Raw genomic sequence first — 20,389 nt, forward strand, 5'->3', positions numbered from 1 at the left:
CCTCGGCGTTCTTATTAGGACGGTAAACGTTATGCGAGAAATATTAGATATAAGGGAGATGTGAAAAACTTATACTTTCTAATATTTTGAAATATAAGCTCAAGCTTTAACTTTGCTGCACCACAGCTCACGGATATCGCGAGATTCATCCCAAGTTCGTTCAGCGGCGATATACTGAAATAAAGGCTCTATGTATTGGGCGGCCTTCTCGTAGCCGCCTAGAGAGCGTAGCTGCGCCAGCAGAGGGGGTACTGCGTCGCGCAGCGGGGATTTATCGCCGCCGTAGTAGGCGATATGCAGTTCTTCCCGGTCGAGCGGGCGCAGCGTCAGGTCTTCATAATGGCTCACGATTAGGTGAGCCAGATAGACCGCGCCTTTAGCGATGACCGGGGATACCAGGAAGCTCGGCAAGGTCCGGTACTCAAAGCCGCCATGCGGCTGAATCCGGAAATCGCCGAGCACGCCGTAACGAGGACGACGCGCTCCCGCGCGGACGTCCTCAAGCAAAAGCATCGGCAGCGCGAGATAGTTATCGAGCGCGCGCAAGAGCGGCGCCGTCAGCGTCACACCGCTGAAGTGCAAATGGCCGCCGAGGGCCCAGCCCGTCAGCGGCATGCCTCCCGCCCGCCAGCGCAGCGAGCGGTCGGCGATAAGCCGGTCCGCCGTAGCCGCGGCGGACATCAGCTGCGCCAGCAGTGCGCGCGGTTCCCCGCGCGGCTGGGGGCGCAGCTCGGCGACCGGGAACGCGCCGCGTGTTCCCGGAGGTCCGGCGTCGCAGCCTGCGACGCCGTCCGTGGGCAGGTACCGCGACGCAGGCACGACGCGGCCTGTGGACTCCCGGAGGATGATAAACTCCGGGTCCATGCCCATGAGCATGCCGCTGCGGCCTGGCTGCTCCAGAGCAAGGCTACGTTCCAGCGCTAATGCTGCGGAACGGTAAGGCTCTGGCAATGATTTGCCGGAACCTTGTAGTAGTGGAGTGACTCCCTCCACGACATACCTCCGGTTCCCCATTGCCCTCAGCACGACCTCACCGCTATCCAGCCCCAAGCTGTACAAAGTCCGGACCGCAATACGCTGAAGTAATTTCATTACTCCTCGCCACTCTCCTGGTACAGCCCCGGCTAGCACATCGGAGGCTGCGCGCATACCCGGACCTGCTCCTAGTGGAGTGATCTGCAGAACACTCAAATTATACACGAGTATGTTATAACACTGTTTATGGGCCTTATGGGAAGACAGAGAATCATATGTAACTTCTAAGCGATTTCTTTCACCAGTGATCTGTTTTCTCCGCAGAGATACTTCTGAGCCCTTCATTTGCAATAGTTCCTGCTTACTAGACGAAGTAAGAGCCGCTTCAATCCCACTCCGTAATAATCTGGACACTCTCTGTGCTGTTGATAATCCCGAATACACCTTAAAGCCCTCATTCATCCTTCAGACCCTCCATCCATCGCAGCCTAAGATTGAAAGCCCTGCATTAGCACTTCTTGCCCATTCATACGAATCAAGTTGTTCATAATCCGCTCTGATTCCATTTTTAATTCTAAAAATAAATAAAAAAAAGGAGGGCATTCGCCCTCTACGCCGCCGCCCTCCCTACATATAATGGACCATAACCCATCAGTACTCAGTTAGCGGCGGCGTATCCTTCCTTACAGCTCATCATCCAGATTGTCAGGGTCTAGATCATCGTAATCGAAGCTATCACCTTCAAAATCATAATCCTTGTCTTCCGGATCATCGCTTTGCTCAGTGACATACACACGGACTTTGGTCTCAGCCACCAACTCCACCTCGAATTCGCGCTCTACGCGAAGCGTCACACTGCCTCCGCCTGGCGATACGCCCGCTTCTACACAGTTGGGTTCCTGCGTTGCCTCCGCAGAGACCTCAACGGTAGAAGTGCGGTGTCTCGTGTCCAGGTACGAAAGCGGAATGAGCTCCACATAGGAGACCGTTTCCTTAGCTACCTCGGTCTGCTTGTTCTTGTCGTACGAGTACCAGATGTTTACATCGTAAGTACCAATTACTTCGATTCCGTTCCCGGCGGCAACCGCTTCGTACTGGTGGTTGATAATCCAAGCCCCCAGAATACTAGTCGGGTGATGTGGCGGAGTCACGGTATGGGTTGCTGTAGAGAACTTACGACCTTTGCCGCAAATTGCCTTCGTAATGATCTCCCTTGTTTGACGTTTATGGCTTAATGACATCTTTAAACCTCCTCCATACAATCATTCACTATCAAGTGTATGCAGGTTCTAGGCATTTGTTGATTGTTAGTCTATAAATAAATTTGAGTAAGCCCTCCAGAGCGTCTTATCAGGAGACTTATAGTTCATTTTATTTCAAAATTTGTACAGATATGAGTAGATTATAAAAATGGTCCAGCCTAATACATATCCGTTCTGAACGTTAAAAAACCTTTATAAAGCCCGTTATTGCGGGATTACGCGCACAATACCAATAGATCTATGTTTGCTCAGGTCAATAAAATCGTCATCAATATTCACGAGGGGACGCAGTGGATCAGTAGCAAGAATCATAATGATTTTTCCTGTCCGTCCATCTGTCAATTCCACTTCATTCCCTATCATTGACTGCATTAACTTATTAATAAAGACTCTACAAATATAAGGGTCAAGCTTGCCAAATACGCTTTCCTCCATCTGCAACAACACTTCATAAAGAGGTGAAGCTTTACGATAGAACCGGTCGGATGTCATCGCATGGAACACATCTGCTACTGCAACAATTTTACTGAAATCAGTGATCCGATTCCCAAGTACGCCGAAGGGATAACCACTGCCGTCCATTCTTTCATGATGCTGCAGGGCGACGAGCGCTTGCAAATGATTGGTTCCAATAGTGTCCCGGATCATTTCGTAACCATAGGTCGTATGCTTTTTCATTAGCTGATACTCTTCAGCGGTCAACGGGCCCGGCCTGGTTAATAATTCATCCGGAATCCTCATTTTTCCGATATCGTGAAGGGTCGCTGCGATCGTTAGCATACTTAAATCCTCAGGCTTTAATTTTAGCCATTTACCTAGCAATGTAGATAAAATACCAACCGCTACATTATGTCTGTATGTATAATCATCCTTGGACTGCAAGGCAGCCAATACGCCGTAGAAGTCATTCTTTTCGCTTACCTGCTGGATAAACGGAATGACTTCATTTCGAACTTCAAGCATAGGAATCCGTTTGTTTTTGTTCTGACGAAGCTGTTCAAAAATATTCTCTATTGCAGCTGTGCAATCATCGATTGCAAGTTGGAAAAATTCCGCGCTATCCAGCTGTACGACGTCATGAGACTCTAGCGTGATCTTATGTTGATGGATTAATCGTATATGCTCAGCACTTAATAAAGTCAATGCGGGTAAAACAAATACTCCTTTGTCATTAAAAAGATTAGCTATAAGCTGTTTTCCTATAAATGATTCCATAACTTTATCCATACGCCTCACCTGCCAATGCGGAAAATTCGCCTACCGAACTTCCTGCTATTATTTGAACTCACCATAAAATCGTTAATCATATCCTGTGATCAACTTTTAGCTCATACATATCTTATCGTGATTTTGACAGAGATAGTTAATACTTCAGTTTATTAAAGCCTCAATTTAAGCCTTATTTCGAATCTTCAGACGTTTCTCCGGCTTGTAACTGACCGGGATTTTATGTCGCTTAGCGATCTTTAAATAAAGTGCCAGTTCCCTGCATAATTGAAGGATAGCTGAGCGCACTTCAAATTCCTCACGTGTCTCTGGCAGATCCATTTCTTCGAATTCTCGTGTCAACTCGTCCAGTAAATGCTCAGTTCGTCCAGTATATTCTTCCGCAAGCACATCCCCGCTAAGCTGGTCAAATAACTCAGCAACCATCTCCCCATGTGGTAAATGGCGATACACTTGAGAGAGCAGCTGCACCATACTTTGAATCGATTCCAGTTGCTCCTTCCGCATGTAGAAATAAACATTCCATGCTTCATCAGGATGAATAACATGATTCTCCATTTCACGGGTAGCGGCCGTTAGTCCCCGCTGTACTGCATTATCTGCGTCAATTAATTCTTTGCCGTCCCAAATATACGCAGGATCTCGAAGCGTTCGGGCCATCTGGGTAAAAATAACCGAAAAATAGCGATCCACTTCTTTACGGATTCCATAAATGACTCCACTAGTCTGAGGCATGTAAATCAAGTTTACCAGCCCTGCTGAACCGAGCCCAATAGCCAGAAGCTCTATTTGCTGCAACAGGACATGAAGCGATAGTTCAGCTTGTCCAAACACGCGAAACACGATAACCGAGCTGGTGACAATCCCTTCTTTGTAGCCAGACTTTACAATCATCGGGAAGCCTATGAGTACATACAGCCCGAGCACCCAGTAATGGAACCCTAGAAGCCAGAATAGGATGCAGCCAAAAAAGAGTCCCACGAGCGAGGCTAAAAAACGAGCCGTTATCGTTCGGAAACTCCTTTTCAAAGTAACCTCTACACCCAAAATTGCCAGCAAGCCTGCACTCTGCGCATTAGGTATACCTACTGCAGATGCAACTAGTACGGATAATAACGTAGCTGCTGCTGTTTTAATCACACGAAATCCCATAGCCTTATCTCTCCTTACAAGCACTAACCCAATAAATAGGTAAAGATATAGACATGTTACAAGATTTTGTGTACAGACACAATATTACATAAGGTTCATCGCCGGGATAACAATCGCTTCTCAAGATATACCACTAATTGATACATTGCCGTAGCCACGGCCGCGATAATCAAAAGACTGGACATTACGAGCGTAAAATTAAACACCTGAAAACCATAAATAATCAGATATCCGAGACCCGATTTAGCGACCAGAAACTCCCCTACAATAACCCCTACCCATGACATCCCTACATTCACCTTTAGGGTGGATACCACCGTTGGGAATGAAGCTGGGAGAATCACTTTAAAGAACACCTGAACTCTGGAAGCTCCGAAAGAGCGAACCACCTTGACCAGATTCGGGTCCACGCTACAAAAACTGTTGTATACAACAAGCGTCGTAATAATTACCGTTATAGATAAAGTAGTAACAACGATAGCAGTGAATCCGGCTCCGAACATGACGATAAAAATCGGCCCCAGCGCCACCTTCGGCATACTGTTAAATACGACCATATACGGATCAAGCACTGCTGATAAAAAAGGAGACCACCAAATAATTACAGCGAGCAGTGTCCCTAGCAGCGTTCCCAGTACAAAGCCTACCGCAGTCTCACCTACCGTCATCCCCAGATGTGGCCACAGGCTTCCACTAACCATATCTCCCCAAATCTGTCGGAAGATTTTTGTGGGATAGCTGAATAATAGCTCATCAATCCATCCCATCCTTGCCCCTGCTTCCCAGAGAACAAAAAACAGAAGTAACAGGCTGCTTCTTACGACCATCACCTGATTACGCCAGCGGTGCTTCTTTTTTTTATAATTTCCGTGCATTTGCTGCAGCCACTGTTCACGGGAAGCTAATAATCCCGATTGCTCCGTATGCCTCATTAGCTTTCCCTCCCTGCAATCTCCATCTCTTTCCATATTTCATGAAAAAGCTCCGAAAAGCCTGGCAGATCTCGCGCAAACAGCGGAGGTGCTGACCGAATTTGCTCTGGCACTGAAAATACTTTACGGATCTTCCCTGGATTTCGTTGTAGAAGAATAACACTGCTACTTACTGCAATAGCCTCTGATAGATCATGCGTGACTAAGATTGCAGTCGTTCCCCTGCTGCGTAAGGTCTCAGAGACCAAATCCTCCAGCTGTAATTTGATCTGGTAATCAAGCGCCGAGAACGGCTCGTCTAATAGAAGCAGTCCAGGATTCGTAGCCAAGGTACGTACCAGAGCGACTCTCTGGCGCATCCCACCTGATAACTGAGAAGGATAGGCGTTCTCTTTTCCCTCTAAACCCATCTCTTGAAGAAGCTCCAAAGTCCGCTTTCTGCTCTCCTCGTTCAAGCTTCCAGTCAGCTCCAGACCTAGCACGGCATTGTCCAGAATACTCCGCCAAGGAAAAAGATAATCCTGCTGCAGCATATACCCAACCTCTGGTGAGGGACCCGTAATGGGCTGGCCATTTACGAATACATCGCCTTGAGAGGGCTGCAGCAGTCCTGCAATAATTGATAGAAGAGTCGTCTTGCCGCAACCACTTGGTCCCACTAAGCTAACGAACTCTCCTTGCTCGACATTAAGGTTTAGGTCCTCAACGGCCAGTGAAGCTTCTCGGTCGCCAAGATAGGCATGCGTTACTCCCTTTAATTGCACTACTGGAAGCATTGTCAGCCCCTCCTTCAATTTTACACATCTTATTTAGGATCTTCGGTTCTCTCTTATTTTGAAGTGCTGCTCTTTATGCTCTTCTCTGCTTTCTCAGCAAAGCTATTATTCACTATTTTGTCAGCGGGAACGCGTTCTTTAAGCTCACCAGCATTATCAATGACATCGAGCAGATTGTTCCATTCTTCTTGATCAATAATCGGATTAACCGCATAGGTATCCTGTTCCTTATAACGTTTGACTGCAGAAATCACGATATCTTTGTCTGTCTTATCAAAATAAGTCATTATCGCATCCGCAATTTCTTCAGGGCTATGTTCCTTCACCCAAAGCTGTGCACGTTGGATCGCATTTGTGAACTTCTGCACCGTGTCTCCATTTTTACTAATATAGCTGTTCTTAGACATAAACACGGTGTACGGTAAATAGCCGCTCTCCACACCAAACGAAGCCACTACTGACCCTCGGCCCTCACGTTCAAAGATTGAAGCCTGCGGTTCAAACAGCTGCACATAATCGCCTGTACCTGAAGCATAAGCACCGGCAATATTGGCAAAGTCAATATTTTGGATCAAGGTTATATCTTTTGTTGGATCTATTCCTTTTTTAGATAAAGTAAACGCACCTGCCATTTGTGGCATTCCGCCTTTTCTTTGCCCCAGGAAGGTAGAACCCTTCACTTTATCCCAGTTAAACGCTCCGTCTGCCTTGCGGGCAAACAGGAACGTTCCATCCCTCTGAGTCAGCTGTGCAAAATTAATGACCGGATCATCTGAACCCTGTTGATACACATAAATGGAGGTTTCTGAACCTACCAATGCAACATCGATGGCACCTGAGAGGAGTGCAGTCATGGTTTTATCTCCACCGGGAATCGTCTGTAGTTCTACGTCAAGTCCTTCGTCTTTAAAGAAATTTTGTGATAAGGCAACATATTCGGGTGCATAAAAGACAGAACGGGTGACCTCACCAATCTTCACCTTTACCAACTCTGACTTTCCGCCGCAACCGGCAAGCACTGAAAAGCATAAAGTAATGATCATGAGCGACAATGACAGCTTTTTCCTAATCTTCATTCTTCATTCTCCTTTCTTACCGGGTCCTTCACCCTTGCTTAAAGCATATGCAGATGCCTACTAAAAGGTTAAAACCTTCAATAACATAGGGAAATCCGAGAATAACCATGATACTAGCGACTTTTATTGAAATAATGGATAAATATCGATTCATTTGCTGTTTTTGTATCTGTGCAAACGTTTTACCTAAGGGGATGCATTCGAGTACTATAGGAAATAAAGCGCTTTCCATTTCTTGTATTAGAAAATTTGCAATAGAAGGAGTTTTTACATATGTATAAAGGTGCTACGTTCAAAACCAAAAAAATTACAATATGCTCTCTGGTGGGCATCAGCCTAACCACATTACTGCTGTCTGGTTGCACTGGTAATTCAATCAACAAAACACCTGTTGCCACGCCCTCCCCTAGAGCAGGCTCCATTCAGAGCACCGCTGCACCCCAAGCTGGAAAAGTTATAAATAAGACGGACGAACAACCTTCCACCGTTTATTATGAATTATTTGTTCGTTCCTTCTATGATTCAGACGGCGATGGCATTGGAGATCTCAAAGGGATCACCCAGAAGCTGGATTACTTAAATGATGGGAATCCTGAAACCACGACTGATTTGGGGATTGGCGGGATTTGGCTCATGCCCATCAACCCATCACCAAGCTATCATGGATATGATGTAACTGATTATCGTGCGATTAATCCTGAATATGGGACGATTGAGGATATGCAGGAGCTTATTACAGAGGCGCATAAACGAGGAATTAAAATAATTATGGACTTGGTTGTGAATCATACCTCCAAAGAACACCCATGGTTCGTAGACTCGGCTAAAAACAGTGACAGCAAATATCGTGATTGGTACGTCTGGGCCGAGGATCAAGGTCGTCCCGCAAATGGAGCCAGCGCTGCTGGCGGTGGCAATGCGTGGCATTCTATCCTTGGCAGTCATTATCTGGGCGGATTTTGGGAAGGCATGCCTGATCTGAATTTCGATAATGCAGAAGTTCGTACTGAAATGAAGGACATCGGAAAGTTTTGGCTGGAGCAAGGAGTGGATGGCTTCCGACTAGATGCTGCGAAGCATATCTACGAAGATCTTTTGAGTGACAAAAGTGAGGCTACTACTGCTAAAAATGTATCCTGGTGGCAGGAGTTCCGCAAGGCTATGAATGAAGTAAACCCAGAGGCATACATTGTTGGCGAGGTCTGGGAGAATTCTGCTGTCACTGTCGGAGCTTATTTAGATCAAGCATTTGACTCAAGCTTTAACTTTGGCTTAGCAGAAACACTAGTGAACTCTGTAAAAACTGAAAAAGATAGCGGGACGGCCTTTACGCTGGAACGAACCTATAAATTGTATTCCAAAATATCCGATAACCAATTTACCGATGCTACTTTCTTGACAAATCATGATCAAAACAGAGTTATGAGTCAATTAGACAATAACCCGAATCATGCAAAAATGGCAGCAGCCCTACTGTTAACTTTGCCTGGGAATCCTTTTATCTATTATGGTGAAGAAATTGGAATGCTCGGTGTGAAGCCAGATGAAGGACTTCGAGAGCCTATGAGATGGAGTGCAGCCGATCAAGGAGAGGGGCAGACTACATGGGAGGCCGGACGTAATAATGCGGGTGCGATAAACGTTGATGTTGAGAGCCAGCTGAATGACAGTGGTTCAATGCTAGAAAGATATCGTGAGCTTATTGCGCTAAGAAATGAGATTCCTGCGCTCCGGGATGGCGGAATCCGTGACTATGCTTCTGGCAATCCCGGGGTTATGGCTTACGAACGACTAACAACACAGGATCAGGTGCTCGTCGTTCATAACCTTACTGGAGAAGAACAAACCGTTGTACTGCAACCCAATGTCGAGGGTTTCTCTTACTCCAAGATCCTAAAGACGATTGCTGTCAAATCGATCTTGAATTCAGATCAACTTACCCTCCCTCCTTATTCAACCGCTATTGTGGAGTGAGAAATGAGGAAGAATGTAACACCCACTTTGTTACTGACCCACATAATTGAGCTTTTGTAATCGGGAGGGCTATAAGCCAGTCTTTGGATGGATCACTGCTCATTCGTAACAACCAGCCACTGGAATGATCGCCCAAGAAGCGTGCTTTCTGGAACCTCCATCCACTGTCACTGGATGTGCAAAGTCGTAATTCTCCCTCCGACATGAAGCACTTCATCACCCGTGCCAGCTGGATGGAATGTACATCATCCCCTGTCTCAGCTGCTAAACAATCTGAGAGCATTTGCAGCGTGGATGAACATGAGCTTTTTTTCAGCTCCTCAAACTTTATTTTTGACATTAGTAATGCCGGAATCCCATGATTGTAAAGCTCTTTCATGTTCTCACATTCGAACAGCTGAAGACAAAAGCTCTCCATTTCACTTTCATCCTTTAATTCATAGGGAAGGGTTTCCGGGTTACTATTGCAGATTACTAGTATCCTGTCTTTATGTATTTGCAGACACAGATCCTTCATTTCCTCCTTCTCTTTATATTTCAATCTACAGATCCGTTCTGCGGTTAAACCTGTATGTAACTGATCCAGAACTGCTTGCCCCTTTGCTTCATCTGGAAATAAAAAATGCGTTAAATCGGCCAATCCATTGTCATTCACATCATTGTATCCTTCCTGTATTTCATATATATGTATATTAATCTAACAATCTTTATGTTATCATAAGCTAATTTTAAGGTAAAATTAAGAAACAAAGGGTATTATCATTAACATGAAATACTTTTAGCGAGGTGTCTTCAAAATGAGAATGCTCATCACATTTCAGAACAAACTTGTACCTGTGTATTTCACAACAGAAAATAAACAGCCCACTCAAAAAGTACTTAGATTACTTAACAGTACGTTGGAGCTCAAAATTCAAAAGGGCAAGAATGCCATCCAGAAATGCCTGAATTCATTAATTAGTATCGAAATTAAAGGCTCTGAGGCTATATTGCACAGTTATAGTGAGAATGATTCATTGGCGCTATCCCTCTATTAATAGAGGGGTAGTTTTTTTGTTAAGTTTCTTTTATCCTTTGGCAGACAAAACAGCAAGTCTCAGAAAGAGACTTGCTGTTTTTAAGTTTGCTGCTTTAGTAATGAATGATTACATGAGTTTGGAGCAATTTCAGCTAATTTTATAGTTCTTATTCTCTGCTTTTTCAGCTTTCTGTATCCGAAGTTTAAAGAGTCTCACTAAATTTTGGCGTGTATGCTCTTCGTGACAGCTATCCAATTTCTTAATGATAAACCGATCAATGGACATGTCCATCGCTCCTTTTAATTCATTCAGATCCTTATGGATATAGGGAATATTTTCCTGTTACCTTGTAAGTTTATTAACCGGGATTTGTATTTTTCAAACTCTGTTTCCTTTATAAAATACTCATTTCCCCCAAAAAACAATTACAAAAAAATAATTTACAAACAAAAGAATACATGCTATATTATTTATAGTTAATATTAAATACACACATTCAAGGGAGCAATCATAATGTCTAAAGTTTTATTTATCAAAGCAAACAACCGTCCAGCAGAACAATCCGTAAGCGTTAAGCTTTACAATGAATTCTTGGAGAACTACAAACTCAACAATCCAGAAGATGAAATCACTGAACTTGATCTGTTTGCAGAGCAACTTCCTTACTACGATAATACCCTGATCTCTGGTATGTACAAAGCTGCTCAAGGCTACGAACTAACAGCTGAAGAAGCAGCAGGTGCTGCTGTAGTTAATAAATATTTGGAACAGTTTATCGCTGCTGATAAAGTAGTATTCGGTTTCCCACTGTGGAACATGACTGTACCAGCTGTATTGCATACTTATGTCGATTACCTTTGCCAAGCTGGCAAAACCTTCTCTTACACTGCTGAAGGTCCAGTTGGTCTTTTGACAGGTAAAAAAGCAATCGTTCTGAACGCTAGAGGTGGTATTTATTCCGAAGGTCCTGCAGCAAGTGCTGAAATGGCTGTAAACTTCATCGTTGGTAACCTTAACCTCTGGGGTATTAAAGATATTACTCAAGTCATCATCGAAGGTCATAACCAACTTCCTGCACAATCCGCTGAAATCATTGAGAACGGATTACAATTGGCTAAGGAAACTGCTGCATCGTTCTAATACAAGCCTATAAAAGAATTTAGAAAAAAGGGTGACCCTGAGTGGTCACCCTTTTTTTTGATTATCTAGCCTATTTAAATACTACCCTTGGCCCCGTCGCTGTCTATAAAGTTCTTCTAATACTCATCAAGTTCTTTACGCCAGCCGTACCCTCTAGTCCTTGTCGAATGAACTTTAGAAGAAGCTGCGGTTTTTCTCTTGAGCTTCACCTCTTTCGTGCTTTGGTACATCAGCTCCCGCTGTGTCTTCCGGTAGTTCAGCAGTCTCTTCTCTTCCAACTCACCGTTTTGAACCGCTTCAAGTACCGCACAGCCCTCCTCACGTTCATGTCTACAGTTACTAAACCGACATCCAGCACCTAAGCTGCTAATATCACTAAACGCCAGATCTAATCCACCTTCATCTTCCCATAGCTGCAGCTCACGCATCCCTGGTGTGTCCACTATGATTCCTCCGTCCGGCATAATAAACAGTTCACGGTGGGTAGTAGTATGGCGTCCACGGCTATCGCCTTCTCTTACATCCTGTGTAAGCTGAAGGTTCTTTCCACATAACCAGTTGACCATCGTTGATTTGCCGCAGCCAGATGAACCCGTTAAAGCTACTGTCTGTCCATTCCCAATGTAAGGCAGCAGTTTCTCACGGCCATTATCTTGCAATGCACTAACCGCATGAACTGGCACACCTGGAGCGGCGCTTTCCATTTCGGCAATTTTACTCTCTGCATCTAGGCAAAGATCCGCTTTGGTCAGTAGAATGACTGGATTGGCTCCGCTGTTCCAAGCCATGATTAAGTATCTCTCCATCCGCCGAACATTAAAGTCATCATTCAAAGCACTGACCAGAAATAAAGTTTCTACATTCGAGGCAACAATCTGCTCCTCTTGTGTGTTACCAGCTACCTTGCGTGAGATGACACTATGCCGAGGCAATATCCCATGTAAAATCGCATGCTCGCCGCCATCCTGCATGGAAAGAGCCACCCAGTCGCCGATCGCCGGAAAATCACCTGAAGCGACAAACGTATGTCTCAGCTTGCCTGATAGCTCACCCCATGTCTCTCCCAAATCAGTCATTACCCTATACTTACTACCAAAATCGCCTACAATTCTTCCGGGAACAAGGCGTTTATCCTCCGTCTCCTTCCACTTTTCACCCCATTTTGAACTCCAATTTTCATTCCAACCATATTGCTGTATGTTAGTCATTCGAATCCTCCTAAAGATCTGTTTAAGTTTTTATTTTTATTTACTAAGTACTTCCAGCATTCTCCGAGAACATAAAAAGCCGCCAGGATTTAAGACTCCGGCGGCGGTCACACTTCATGAACTCTTCTAGGGCGAAAAGGACAAAAAGTGCACACATAATCAGAAAAATGTCTCATCCTAAAGACAAGGATAAGTTCATTTTCCCGTGCGATATATAGAGAAATAGACAATTAACTACAATTCCTATCGATTCTATATACGCAAAAAAGCCGCCGGACCCAATACGGTTCCCGCGGCTCTAATAAGCGTAATAGAGCTTACCTGCTAAACTGCACGAATAACTTATTCGGCAGCCGCTGTTCCCGGAAGACACGTATCCACAACAGTTGAGTTCATTACATTTAAAACTGTCATAAAACATCGTCTCCTTCCGAAATAAGATGCTGTTATCATAAACGGCGCTGCCGTATAATGTCAACTATAAATTTTGATAAATTACAAAATGGACTTAAGCTCGTTCAACTCGCAGATTATCTTCCAAGGTTGTATGTCCAACTGATCGTCCCAGGCATGTTTTCTTTGCAGCCAAATGCCTTGTAGCCCTGCTTTGCCTGCACCCCAAATATCATTTACAGGGTGATCTCCAATAAACAAAGTCTGATCTGCAGTAACTCCCAATCTGTCTAATGCAAGTTGATAAATCTTAGGATCGGGCTTAGCCATTCCTGCTTCTCCAGAAATAACAATAGCCTTGAAGTAGTCTCGCAGGGCAAGGGTATCAATTTTGGTGTTCTGGATATCTACTTTGCCGTTGGTAACCAGACCAAGTATATAACCTCGCTCCTTGCAGTACTTCAGAACGTCCACCGCATCCTTCATTGTAACACCATGATTGATATAACTTGCATCATAATACGCACGAATATGTTCAGCCGTAACTGGCGTTTCCCAAGGCAGTACCTCGCTTAGCTCTACGAAGAATCCGTCCTTATCACGGTATCCATCAGCATCTCTGTGAATCATATCCTCGATTACCCTCTGCGCTTCTTCAGCTTCCAAATGTCCTAGGAAGTCCTGAACAAACTGTATACTAAAACTGCGAAAGGTATGATCACGATCCATTAACGTATTATCCAAATCAAATAATATAGCTTGTATCTCTTTCATCAAGCGATTCCCCTTATATGCTGTTGATTTCAGAATTGAATATTCAGAAATCTATTGTACTATGTCTCTAAAGACAATGAAAAGACCATTCTGTAAAAAGGAAAAGCTGTCTCCCCTTCTACCGAACAGTCTCTATATGCTTTAAATTAGATTGTTTCATTGCTCAAAATGCTCCGCTCGATGTGTCAGCATCATTTCCTCTTCTGTAATATACAGTGGAAAAGGAGGGGTTTCTTTGAGATAACTTTCTGTCGCTAACAATCGATAATGGACCTCAGGTAACCAGGCATCTTCAACAAGTGGCAGCTGACCTGTATCACTGATATAATTATCGACAGCCGACTGGACCATATCAAGGTAATATGGAACAAGCTTATCTTCTTCCTCGAAAACTTCATATGTCTCGCGTGACATGTAGAAATTCTGTTCTGGAATGCCTCCTAAATATCGTGTTAGTCTGCTCAAATCTATTCTTTTGTCATCAAGGATTAAAGCTGTTCTATTAATGAGCGCAGGCATATCCTCTTCAAACTGTCTGATCGCCTGCTTGACTTGATTTAGGGTAACGGTGAAATGTTCCGATTGGGGTTGTTTTTTTGTGCGTTTGAAAAACATAAGACAAGTCTCCTTTCGAAAAACTATCTTTGTTAACGCTTACAATTATATTATATTCGAATTCCTCCCTCTTAATCAAGATAAACCTAATAGACACACTTTGTTAATAACTTCATGAACATTATTTGACATCTTCCCAACGAGTCCATACTTCTTGAGGATTAAGCTCATATTTGTCATTCTCTCGATACATAAACTGATGCATTATAAATTCACGCCGAATAGTAGCAAAATCTTCATGAAACTGCTTAATGAACTCGTTAATTTCCTTCTCAGAATAAACCACCCCCGGCTCTAGCTTCTCAACCATGTACTGAAGTGCGATCAGTTTCTTCTTATATTGTGCCGGAATTTGCCGAAGCCGCCCATCCTTCGAAAAAAAGTTACGCAGTACAGACTCCTTTAGACTACTTCCAGGTGACTTCTCCTCCATATTCCTCGCTCCTTTCGAAAAAATAAACTGAAGTGAAGACTCAGCACCACTGCTAATGAACTCTGGATTCAACTTGAAATAAACCGTATTTTTATCACGTCGTTCCTTAATTAATGCCGCTTCACGTAATTTCGCAGCATGATGAGTTACTGTTGGTTGCGATAAATTCAATTTCTCAGCCAGCGCTTGTCCGTGCATTTCTCCTTGTGACAGAAGCAACAATAAACGAAGACGCGTTGGGTCAGCCAAAGCTTTATGATAGTTCACTATTTTTTCTAACTGCATTGGAATCACACTCCTTCACCTTCATAAGCTAGATGAACATTAGATATATATCTAATTATATAACAATCAACATTATGCTTGCAATGGTTATTATGTTTAATCTTATGGTTATGGCAAAATGAATGAATTTAGGGTAGGATTTAAAGAAAAGATAGTAACAATCAGGAGGTAACCCACTGTATGAAAGATGTAATTATTATCGGTGCAGGTCCATGCGGCCTCTCGGCAGCTATCGAATGCCAGCGCCAAGGACTGTCCAGTCTCATTATTGAAAAAAGCTTTATCGTTCACTCCATTTATTTGTATCCAACAAGTATGCAATTCTTTAGTACTGCTGAGTTATTAGAAATCGGAGACGTTCCTTTCACCTCGACCAATGATAAACCTTACCGCCACGAAGCTCTTGTCTATTACCGCCGGGCTGCGGAGCAGTATAGTCTAGATATTGCTGCTTATGAAGAAGCGTTATCCATTGAGCCACTGGAAGATGGAACCTATGCTGTACATACGTCCAATATGCGTGGTGAGCATCACACACGTATAACTGCAAATGTCGTTATCGCTACAGGTTATTTTGATCAACCGAATATGATCGGTATTCCAGGGGAAGAACTCCCTAAAGTTACCCACTATTTCGGTGAAGCTCATCCATATACAGGGATGAAAGTTACTGTCATTGGTGGCAGTAATTCTGCAGTAGATGCAGCACTGGAGCTTATGCGTGTTGGAGCTACAGTCGATATGGTCTATCGTGGTGAGAGCATTTCCTCGAATATTAAGCCTTGGGTTCGGCCAATCTTTGAAGGGATGGTACAAAAGGGCAAGATCACTCTACATCTGGAATCACGTGTTACTGAAATTACGGCTAGTTCGGTTATAGTTACAAGTCATAATGGAGACAAAAAATCCATAGATAATGATTTCGTCCTTGCTTTGACTGGCTTCCGGCCCAGCCGAGTGCTTCTCACTTCTGCCGGCGTTGTTATGGATGACGATATGGATAAGCCAGCTTTTAATCCTTCAACTATGGAAAGTAATGTTCCAGGTCTTTATGTTGCAGGAGTAATCGCTTCAGGCCGTAATGCGAATGAAGTATTTATCGAGACAGGTCGTGGGCATGGTAAACTTATCGCGGATCACATTCTTGCGAAGCGCAGTTCTCACAATAAGGAGTTGAACGATTAAGATGGACATGACCTCTTTGCTTTTGCTTGGTCTTGCTGCGCTCGGTATTATAAGCAGTAATTCCCCTGTAACAATAGCAATGGTCGTCCTACTACTGCTAAGAGTTCTTGGCCTGCAGCAGACCTTCCCTTGGCTTGAGAAATATGGTTTAACCATCGGGATAATCATTCTTACGATCGGGGTCATGACGCCTTTGGCCAGCGGTAAAATATCGCTGCAGATGGTCGGTCAGTCCTTCCTCCACTGGAAGTCTCTTCTTGCAATTGCGATCGGCATTCTCGTCGCTTATCTTGGCGGGCGTGGAGCCATCCTTATGACCAACCAGCCCACAGTTGTTGCGGGTCTCCTGATCGGAACAGTGATTGGCGTTGCATTGTTCAAGGGTGTCCCTGTAGGGCCGCTTATCGCAGCCGGTATATTGTCGCTCTTGATTGGCAAAATGTAACCGGTGGGTAACCATTCAACACAAAAATAGAGCAGCAATTCTCCACTAACGAGAGAATCGCTGCTCTATTGTGTATTTACTCAGCCTGAGAAATGGACTGTGGAATTTCATGTGACGATCGTTTTTCTACAAACAACAGATCACCAACCTCATGCTCTGTTTGAATTTTTTTCAGTTGAGCCAAAGCTTCTGCTTCTGTATTGAAATACCCAGCTTCCACCAGGAATAATCCCTTCTGATCCTTTAATACGCGCACGTTCTCTAACCCGAATAACATCTCTTCAGCCATTCCTTGGCTCTCGCCAGCTGGCTCTGAGAGTGTTCTAAGGGAATATATAGAAATTCCTTCCCCCACATTACCCTTCTTATCCTTCAATGTAATTGCAACCTGTGCCGGTTCCTTATATTCCTTCACCTCATAAGCAACTGGCTCTTTGAAGGTTACATTGAAACGTATCATCGAGTCATCCAATGTAATTAAAGGATAAGCATCTTGAACATACTTGCTTTCCTTTAATGTCTCGAGATCTTTAACAGCTGAGAAGTTCCTTGCCCCGCTCACGGTTACGGTCATTGTATAAGGATTGTCAGTGAATTTTACGTTATAAGAGCTTGCTAGGTCTTGCGTATTGTCCGAATTTGCAAAGTTTAAAATCATTTGATCACTGTTCTTCTGATGTTTCAATGAAATGAAATTGACATCTACTCCATCCTGAATCGTACCGCCGCCTGCACTTCCATCCGTAAATTTCAATACACTTACAAGCTTACCGAGCACTGGGACATCATTCATACTATCCGCGAAGGCTGGCACCGTATTTACCCCTACTGTAAAAGAAATAATAACTGCTGCTGCAACTGATCCTGTCCACTTTAATCCATTCATTTTCGTTCCTCTTTTCTGTTGTTTATGAAGTTTTCCTCTTTCAATCCCTTTACGAGAAGCTTGTGAGAGTTCTTCGGGGATTTCAATATCGTTGTATGCTTTCTGTAACCGTTCAAGTTGATTATCCAAAGTACTCACTTCCCTTCATATTTATTTTTAATTTCCCTAAACCCCGATAGATGACGGTTTTTACAGAGCTCTCTGGCATTTCCATTACTCCCGCAATTTCTTTAATAGGTAAGTCTTCGAAATATCTCATAACAATGATCATTCTTGATTTTTTATCAAGGACACTTAACGCCTCCTTTAGATCAATGACATCTTCTATCGGTTTTGAAACATAGCTGACTTCAGGATTTTTATCCATATACACGATTTTTTTAGATTTCCGGATAAAGTCCAAAGCACAATTGACGGCTATTTTTGTAAGCCAAGATTTAAAATATTGAGGTTGCTTCAGTTTATGAATAGAGATATACGCTTTGTAGACGGTCTCCTGTACAATCTCCAGCGCATCATCCTTATTCCTCACATAGGAGTATGCCATACGGTAAAGACGCTCCTGCATCCCATCTATTAATGCAGTAAAGCTGTCTTCATCACCCGCTATCGCCTTTTCCTCCAGCTCTGTTGTATTCAAGTTCTCACTACCTTTCATGTTGCTTATACTTTTTAGACGCACGTGATATTCAAAAAGACTCAAATGGGTTTAAAAAAAATGGCCCTCTCTCCCGAGAAGACCACCTAAGTAATTTATTGTAAGGTTAGTTCTTATCATGTATCCAAATGCTGTACGTTAAACAATCTCGCATAACTTCCATCTAGCCCCATCAGTTCTTCATGTGTACCACGCTCTGTGATCTCACCATTCTCGAGCACTACGATCTGATCTGCATGTGTAATTGTAGACAGTCTATGTGCAACAATTAGTGTAGTACGTTCCGATGAGAGGGATTGCAGCGCTTGTTGAATTAAATGCTCTGACTCCAGATCCAGCGCTGATGTAGCTTCGTCTAATATAAGAACCTTCGGATCTTTAAGAAACACTCTTGCGATCGCAACCCGTTGCTTTTGTCCACCGGACAGCTTCACTCCACGCTCTCCCACTTCTGTGTCATAGCCTAGCGGCAGCTGCTCAATAAAATCATGCGCATTGGCAGCTTTCGCCGCCGAGAGGACTTCCTCCTCTGTAGCATTAGGATTACCGAACAAGATATTATCTCTTACAGACCCACTAAATAAGAAATTATCTTGAAGCACCATTCCAACGGCTCTTCGTAAACTCTCCTGCGTCAAACCTTGTATATCCTGACCATCCATCTGGAGGCTACCTTTGCTGATGTCATAGAAACGCGGAATCAAGCTTATGAGAGAGGACTTCCCACCACCACTCATTCCGACAAAAGCGACCGTCTGCCCAGGTTTGATACTTAAATTGATATCCTTCAGTACCCAATCATTCTCTTCGTTGTATTTGAACCAAACCTTATGAAAATCAATTTCACCACGTGCATTCGTCAGAGGTCTTGCTCCCGGTTTATCCACGATATCATAAGGCTCTTCTAGCAGCTCAAGCACCCGTTCAAGGGAAGCCGAGGCTTGAGTTAGCACTGTCGAGGAATTAATCAATCGACGCAGCGGCGCATACATCCGGTCCAGATAGCCGAAGAAAGCAACAAAGGTTCCCACAGTCAAATGGCCATGAATCACTTGATAACCCCCGTATCCGATGACTAGCAGTGGTGCAATATCCGTTAGTGTGTTAATAATCGCGAAGGTAATCGCATTCCAACGGGTTTGAGCCATCGCTTTTTTGAGAAAGTTACCGTTGATATCTTCGAACTGCTTCTGATCCACTTTTTCCATCGTGAAGCTGCGGATAATCGAAATGCCTTGAATCCGTTCATGAAGATAGCCTTGAATGCCAGCTAGAGCCTGTGAACGGTCTTTGGTTAACACCTTAAGTCGTTTATATAGTTTACTCACCGCAAAGGCGTAAAACGGAAGTACAGCGATAGATACTAGCGCCAGCACTGGATTCAAATAAAACATAAAACCAAGCGCAAACACTAGCGTAAATAAATCCAGCCATACATTCATCATTCCGACTTCCACTAAATTTTTAGTCTGTTCCACATCATTTATAAATCTCGAAATTGCTTCGCCCACTTTTGTATTCTGATAATACCGCAGCGACAAGCGCTGTAAGTGACTGTATAGCTTATTGCGCATATCGAACAATATCTTACTTGTGATCAGCTGGGCAAAATACTGCCGGTAATACTCCACCGGTCCCCTTACAATTACGAATAAAATAAAAGCGCCTCCGAGAATAAGCATCAATTGCGATACCCGCTCCTGAGCACTCATGGCAGGGTTCATCAGCAGGTCATCGACCACGTATTTCAGAATCATAGGCAGTGTCAACGGGATGCTAAACTTGATCATACCTATAAAGAGCGTAAACACAATCCATTTCATGTAAGGCCGTACAAAAGTAAAATATGATTTCCATTGTTTCACAGAGATATTCTATCCTTTCTCTTTACTGAGTTGCTAAGTACAGTTGACTTTTGCGCTCTACAGTGTTTTTATATTTTTAAGTCCATAAGTACGATTGCAGTACCCGAAC

20 protein-coding genes are annotated in these 20,389 nt (G+C 43.7%); 5 read left to right on the forward strand and 15 right to left on the reverse strand.

The window, feature by feature from the left end; all coding sequences use genetic code 11:
* Window positions 1-99: 99 nt before the first annotated feature.
* The 7 genes from CA598_RS02165 to CA598_RS02195 all read right to left on the reverse strand — a co-directional run bounded on the left by CA598_RS02165 (window position 100) and on the right by CA598_RS02195 (window position 7,400).
* Window positions 100-1,092 (reverse strand): putative amidoligase domain-containing protein, encoded by a 993-nt coding sequence (locus CA598_RS02165; RefSeq protein ID WP_179283561.1) that lies wholly within the window; start codon window positions 1,090-1,092, stop codon window positions 100-102.
* A 566-nt stretch (window positions 1,093-1,658) separates the two neighbouring features.
* Window positions 1,659-2,216, reverse strand: a complete 558-nt coding sequence (locus tag CA598_RS02170) for an outer spore coat protein CotE (RefSeq protein WP_036687755.1) — start codon at window positions 2,214-2,216, stop codon at window positions 1,659-1,661.
* A gap of 225 nt (window positions 2,217-2,441) precedes the next feature.
* Complete coding sequence (locus tag CA598_RS02175; RefSeq protein ID WP_094868905.1) at window positions 2,442-3,464, reverse strand: HD-GYP domain-containing protein; 1,023 nt, start codon at window positions 3,462-3,464, stop codon at window positions 2,442-2,444.
* A gap of 165 nt (window positions 3,465-3,629) precedes the next feature.
* A complete protein-coding gene (locus CA598_RS02180; RefSeq protein WP_094875173.1) occupies window positions 3,630-4,616 on the reverse strand; it encodes an aromatic acid exporter family protein in 987 nt (328 codons plus the stop codon).
* A 95-nt stretch (window positions 4,617-4,711) separates the two neighbouring features.
* Complete coding sequence (locus CA598_RS02185; protein WP_094868903.1) at window positions 4,712-5,548, reverse strand: ABC transporter permease; 837 nt, start codon at window positions 5,546-5,548, stop codon at window positions 4,712-4,714.
* On the reverse strand, window positions 5,548-6,324 hold the full coding sequence (locus CA598_RS02190) for an ABC transporter ATP-binding protein (RefSeq protein WP_094868902.1): 777 nt from the start codon (window positions 6,322-6,324) through the stop codon (window positions 5,548-5,550). Before CA598_RS02190 ends, CA598_RS02185 begins: the two co-directional genes overlap by 1 nt.
* Window positions 6,325-6,377: 53 nt before the next feature.
* A complete protein-coding gene (locus tag CA598_RS02195; RefSeq protein WP_094868901.1) occupies window positions 6,378-7,400 on the reverse strand; it encodes an ABC transporter substrate-binding protein in 1,023 nt (340 codons plus the stop codon).
* A 273-nt stretch (window positions 7,401-7,673) separates the two neighbouring features.
* Between CA598_RS02195 and CA598_RS02200 the strand changes: the two genes are divergently transcribed.
* Complete coding sequence (locus CA598_RS02200) at window positions 7,674-9,374, forward strand: alpha-amylase family glycosyl hydrolase (protein WP_094875174.1); 1,701 nt, start codon at window positions 7,674-7,676, stop codon at window positions 9,372-9,374.
* Here the strand turns inward: CA598_RS02200 and CA598_RS02205 are convergent.
* Window positions 9,361-10,029, reverse strand: a complete 669-nt coding sequence (locus CA598_RS02205; RefSeq protein WP_094875176.1) for a hypothetical protein — start codon at window positions 10,027-10,029, stop codon at window positions 9,361-9,363. The genes CA598_RS02200 and CA598_RS02205 overlap by 14 nt on opposite strands.
* Before the next feature lie 142 nt (window positions 10,030-10,171).
* On the opposite strand from CA598_RS02205, the gene CA598_RS02210 reads away from it, so the two are divergent.
* Window positions 10,172-10,411, forward strand: coding sequence for a hypothetical protein (locus tag CA598_RS02210; RefSeq protein WP_042128392.1), 240 nt, complete (start codon window positions 10,172-10,174; stop codon window positions 10,409-10,411).
* A gap of 495 nt (window positions 10,412-10,906) precedes the next feature.
* Window positions 10,907-11,533, forward strand: coding sequence for an FMN-dependent NADH-azoreductase (locus CA598_RS02215; RefSeq protein ID WP_094875177.1), 627 nt, complete (start codon window positions 10,907-10,909; stop codon window positions 11,531-11,533).
* A 116-nt stretch (window positions 11,534-11,649) separates the two neighbouring features.
* Here CA598_RS02215 and rsgA read toward each other — a convergent pair whose 3' ends face one another.
* From rsgA to CA598_RS02235, 4 genes are all read right to left on the reverse strand, one after another.
* A complete protein-coding gene (gene rsgA / locus CA598_RS02220; protein WP_094868899.1) occupies window positions 11,650-12,741 on the reverse strand; it encodes a ribosome small subunit-dependent GTPase A in 1,092 nt (363 codons plus the stop codon).
* A 495-nt stretch (window positions 12,742-13,236) separates the two neighbouring features.
* Window positions 13,237-13,908: an HAD family hydrolase gene (locus CA598_RS02225; RefSeq protein WP_094868898.1), complete on the reverse strand. Its 672-nt coding sequence runs from the start codon at window positions 13,906-13,908 to the stop codon at window positions 13,237-13,239.
* A 156-nt stretch (window positions 13,909-14,064) separates the two neighbouring features.
* A complete protein-coding gene (locus tag CA598_RS02230; RefSeq protein WP_094868897.1) occupies window positions 14,065-14,523 on the reverse strand; it encodes a DUF3939 domain-containing protein in 459 nt (152 codons plus the stop codon).
* A gap of 121 nt (window positions 14,524-14,644) precedes the next feature.
* Entirely contained in the window at window positions 14,645-15,241 is a 597-nt protein-coding gene (locus tag CA598_RS02235; RefSeq protein ID WP_094868896.1) for a DUF2087 domain-containing protein, read from the reverse strand.
* A 180-nt stretch (window positions 15,242-15,421) separates the two neighbouring features.
* Between CA598_RS02235 and CA598_RS02240 the strand changes: the two genes are divergently transcribed.
* Both CA598_RS02240 and CA598_RS02245 read left to right on the forward strand, forming a co-directional pair.
* Window positions 15,422-16,426, forward strand: a complete 1,005-nt coding sequence (locus CA598_RS02240; RefSeq protein WP_094875178.1) for a YpdA family putative bacillithiol disulfide reductase — start codon at window positions 15,422-15,424, stop codon at window positions 16,424-16,426.
* Between the two features lies 1 nt (window position 16,427).
* Complete coding sequence (locus CA598_RS02245) at window positions 16,428-16,871, forward strand: DUF441 domain-containing protein (protein ID WP_042188929.1); 444 nt, start codon at window positions 16,428-16,430, stop codon at window positions 16,869-16,871.
* A gap of 76 nt (window positions 16,872-16,947) precedes the next feature.
* On the opposite strand, the gene CA598_RS02250 is transcribed toward CA598_RS02245, so the two are convergent.
* The 3 genes from CA598_RS02250 to CA598_RS02260 form a co-directional block, all read right to left on the reverse strand.
* Entirely contained in the window at window positions 16,948-17,886 is a 939-nt protein-coding gene (locus CA598_RS02250; RefSeq protein ID WP_094875180.1) for a hypothetical protein, read from the reverse strand.
* A complete protein-coding gene (locus CA598_RS02255) occupies window positions 17,879-18,397 on the reverse strand; it encodes a sigma-70 family RNA polymerase sigma factor (protein WP_094875273.1) in 519 nt (172 codons plus the stop codon). The genes CA598_RS02250 and CA598_RS02255 overlap by 8 nt, the downstream gene beginning before the upstream one ends.
* Before the next feature lie 134 nt (window positions 18,398-18,531).
* A complete protein-coding gene (locus CA598_RS02260) occupies window positions 18,532-20,280 on the reverse strand; it encodes an ABC transporter ATP-binding protein (RefSeq protein ID WP_094875181.1) in 1,749 nt (582 codons plus the stop codon).
* Window positions 20,281-20,389: the final 109 nt, after the last annotated feature.

It is taken from the genome of Paenibacillus sp. VTT E-133291 (assembly GCF_002264395.1).
Lineage (GTDB): Bacteria > Bacillota > Bacilli > Paenibacillales > Paenibacillaceae > Paenibacillus_AQ > Paenibacillus_AQ nitricinens.

Coding starts and splice junctions, on each gene's coding strand:
- CA598_RS02165 (WP_179283561.1), bottom strand. CDS start 1,092: ATGAAATTACTTCAGCGTATTGCGGTCCGGACTTTGTACAGCTTGGGG.
- CA598_RS02170 (WP_036687755.1), bottom strand. CDS start 2,216: ATGTCATTAAGCCATAAACGTCAAACAAGGGAGATCATTACGAAGGCA.
- CA598_RS02175 (WP_094868905.1), bottom strand. CDS start 3,464: ATGGATAAAGTTATGGAATCATTTATAGGAAAACAGCTTATAGCTAAT.
- CA598_RS02180 (WP_094875173.1), bottom strand. CDS start 4,616: ATGGGATTTCGTGTGATTAAAACAGCAGCAGCTACGTTATTATCCGTA.
- CA598_RS02185 (WP_094868903.1), bottom strand. CDS start 5,548: ATGAGGCATACGGAGCAATCGGGATTATTAGCTTCCCGTGAACAGTGG.
- CA598_RS02190 (WP_094868902.1), bottom strand. CDS start 6,324: ATGCTTCCAGTAGTGCAATTAAAGGGAGTAACGCATGCCTATCTTGGC.
- CA598_RS02195 (WP_094868901.1), bottom strand. CDS start 7,400: ATGAAGATTAGGAAAAAGCTGTCATTGTCGCTCATGATCATTACTTTA.
- CA598_RS02200 (WP_094875174.1), top strand. CDS start 7,674: ATGTATAAAGGTGCTACGTTCAAAACCAAAAAAATTACAATATGCTCT.
- CA598_RS02210 (WP_042128392.1), top strand. CDS start 10,172: ATGAGAATGCTCATCACATTTCAGAACAAACTTGTACCTGTGTATTTC.
- CA598_RS02215 (WP_094875177.1), top strand. CDS start 10,907: ATGTCTAAAGTTTTATTTATCAAAGCAAACAACCGTCCAGCAGAACAA.
- rsgA (WP_094868899.1), bottom strand. CDS start 12,741: ATGACTAACATACAGCAATATGGTTGGAATGAAAATTGGAGTTCAAAA.
- CA598_RS02225 (WP_094868898.1), bottom strand. CDS start 13,908: ATGAAAGAGATACAAGCTATATTATTTGATTTGGATAATACGTTAATG.
- CA598_RS02230 (WP_094868897.1), bottom strand. CDS start 14,523: ATGTTTTTCAAACGCACAAAAAAACAACCCCAATCGGAACATTTCACC.
- CA598_RS02235 (WP_094868896.1), bottom strand. CDS start 15,241: ATGCAGTTAGAAAAAATAGTGAACTATCATAAAGCTTTGGCTGACCCA.
- CA598_RS02240 (WP_094875178.1), top strand. CDS start 15,422: ATGAAAGATGTAATTATTATCGGTGCAGGTCCATGCGGCCTCTCGGCA.
- CA598_RS02245 (WP_042188929.1), top strand. CDS start 16,428: ATGGACATGACCTCTTTGCTTTTGCTTGGTCTTGCTGCGCTCGGTATT.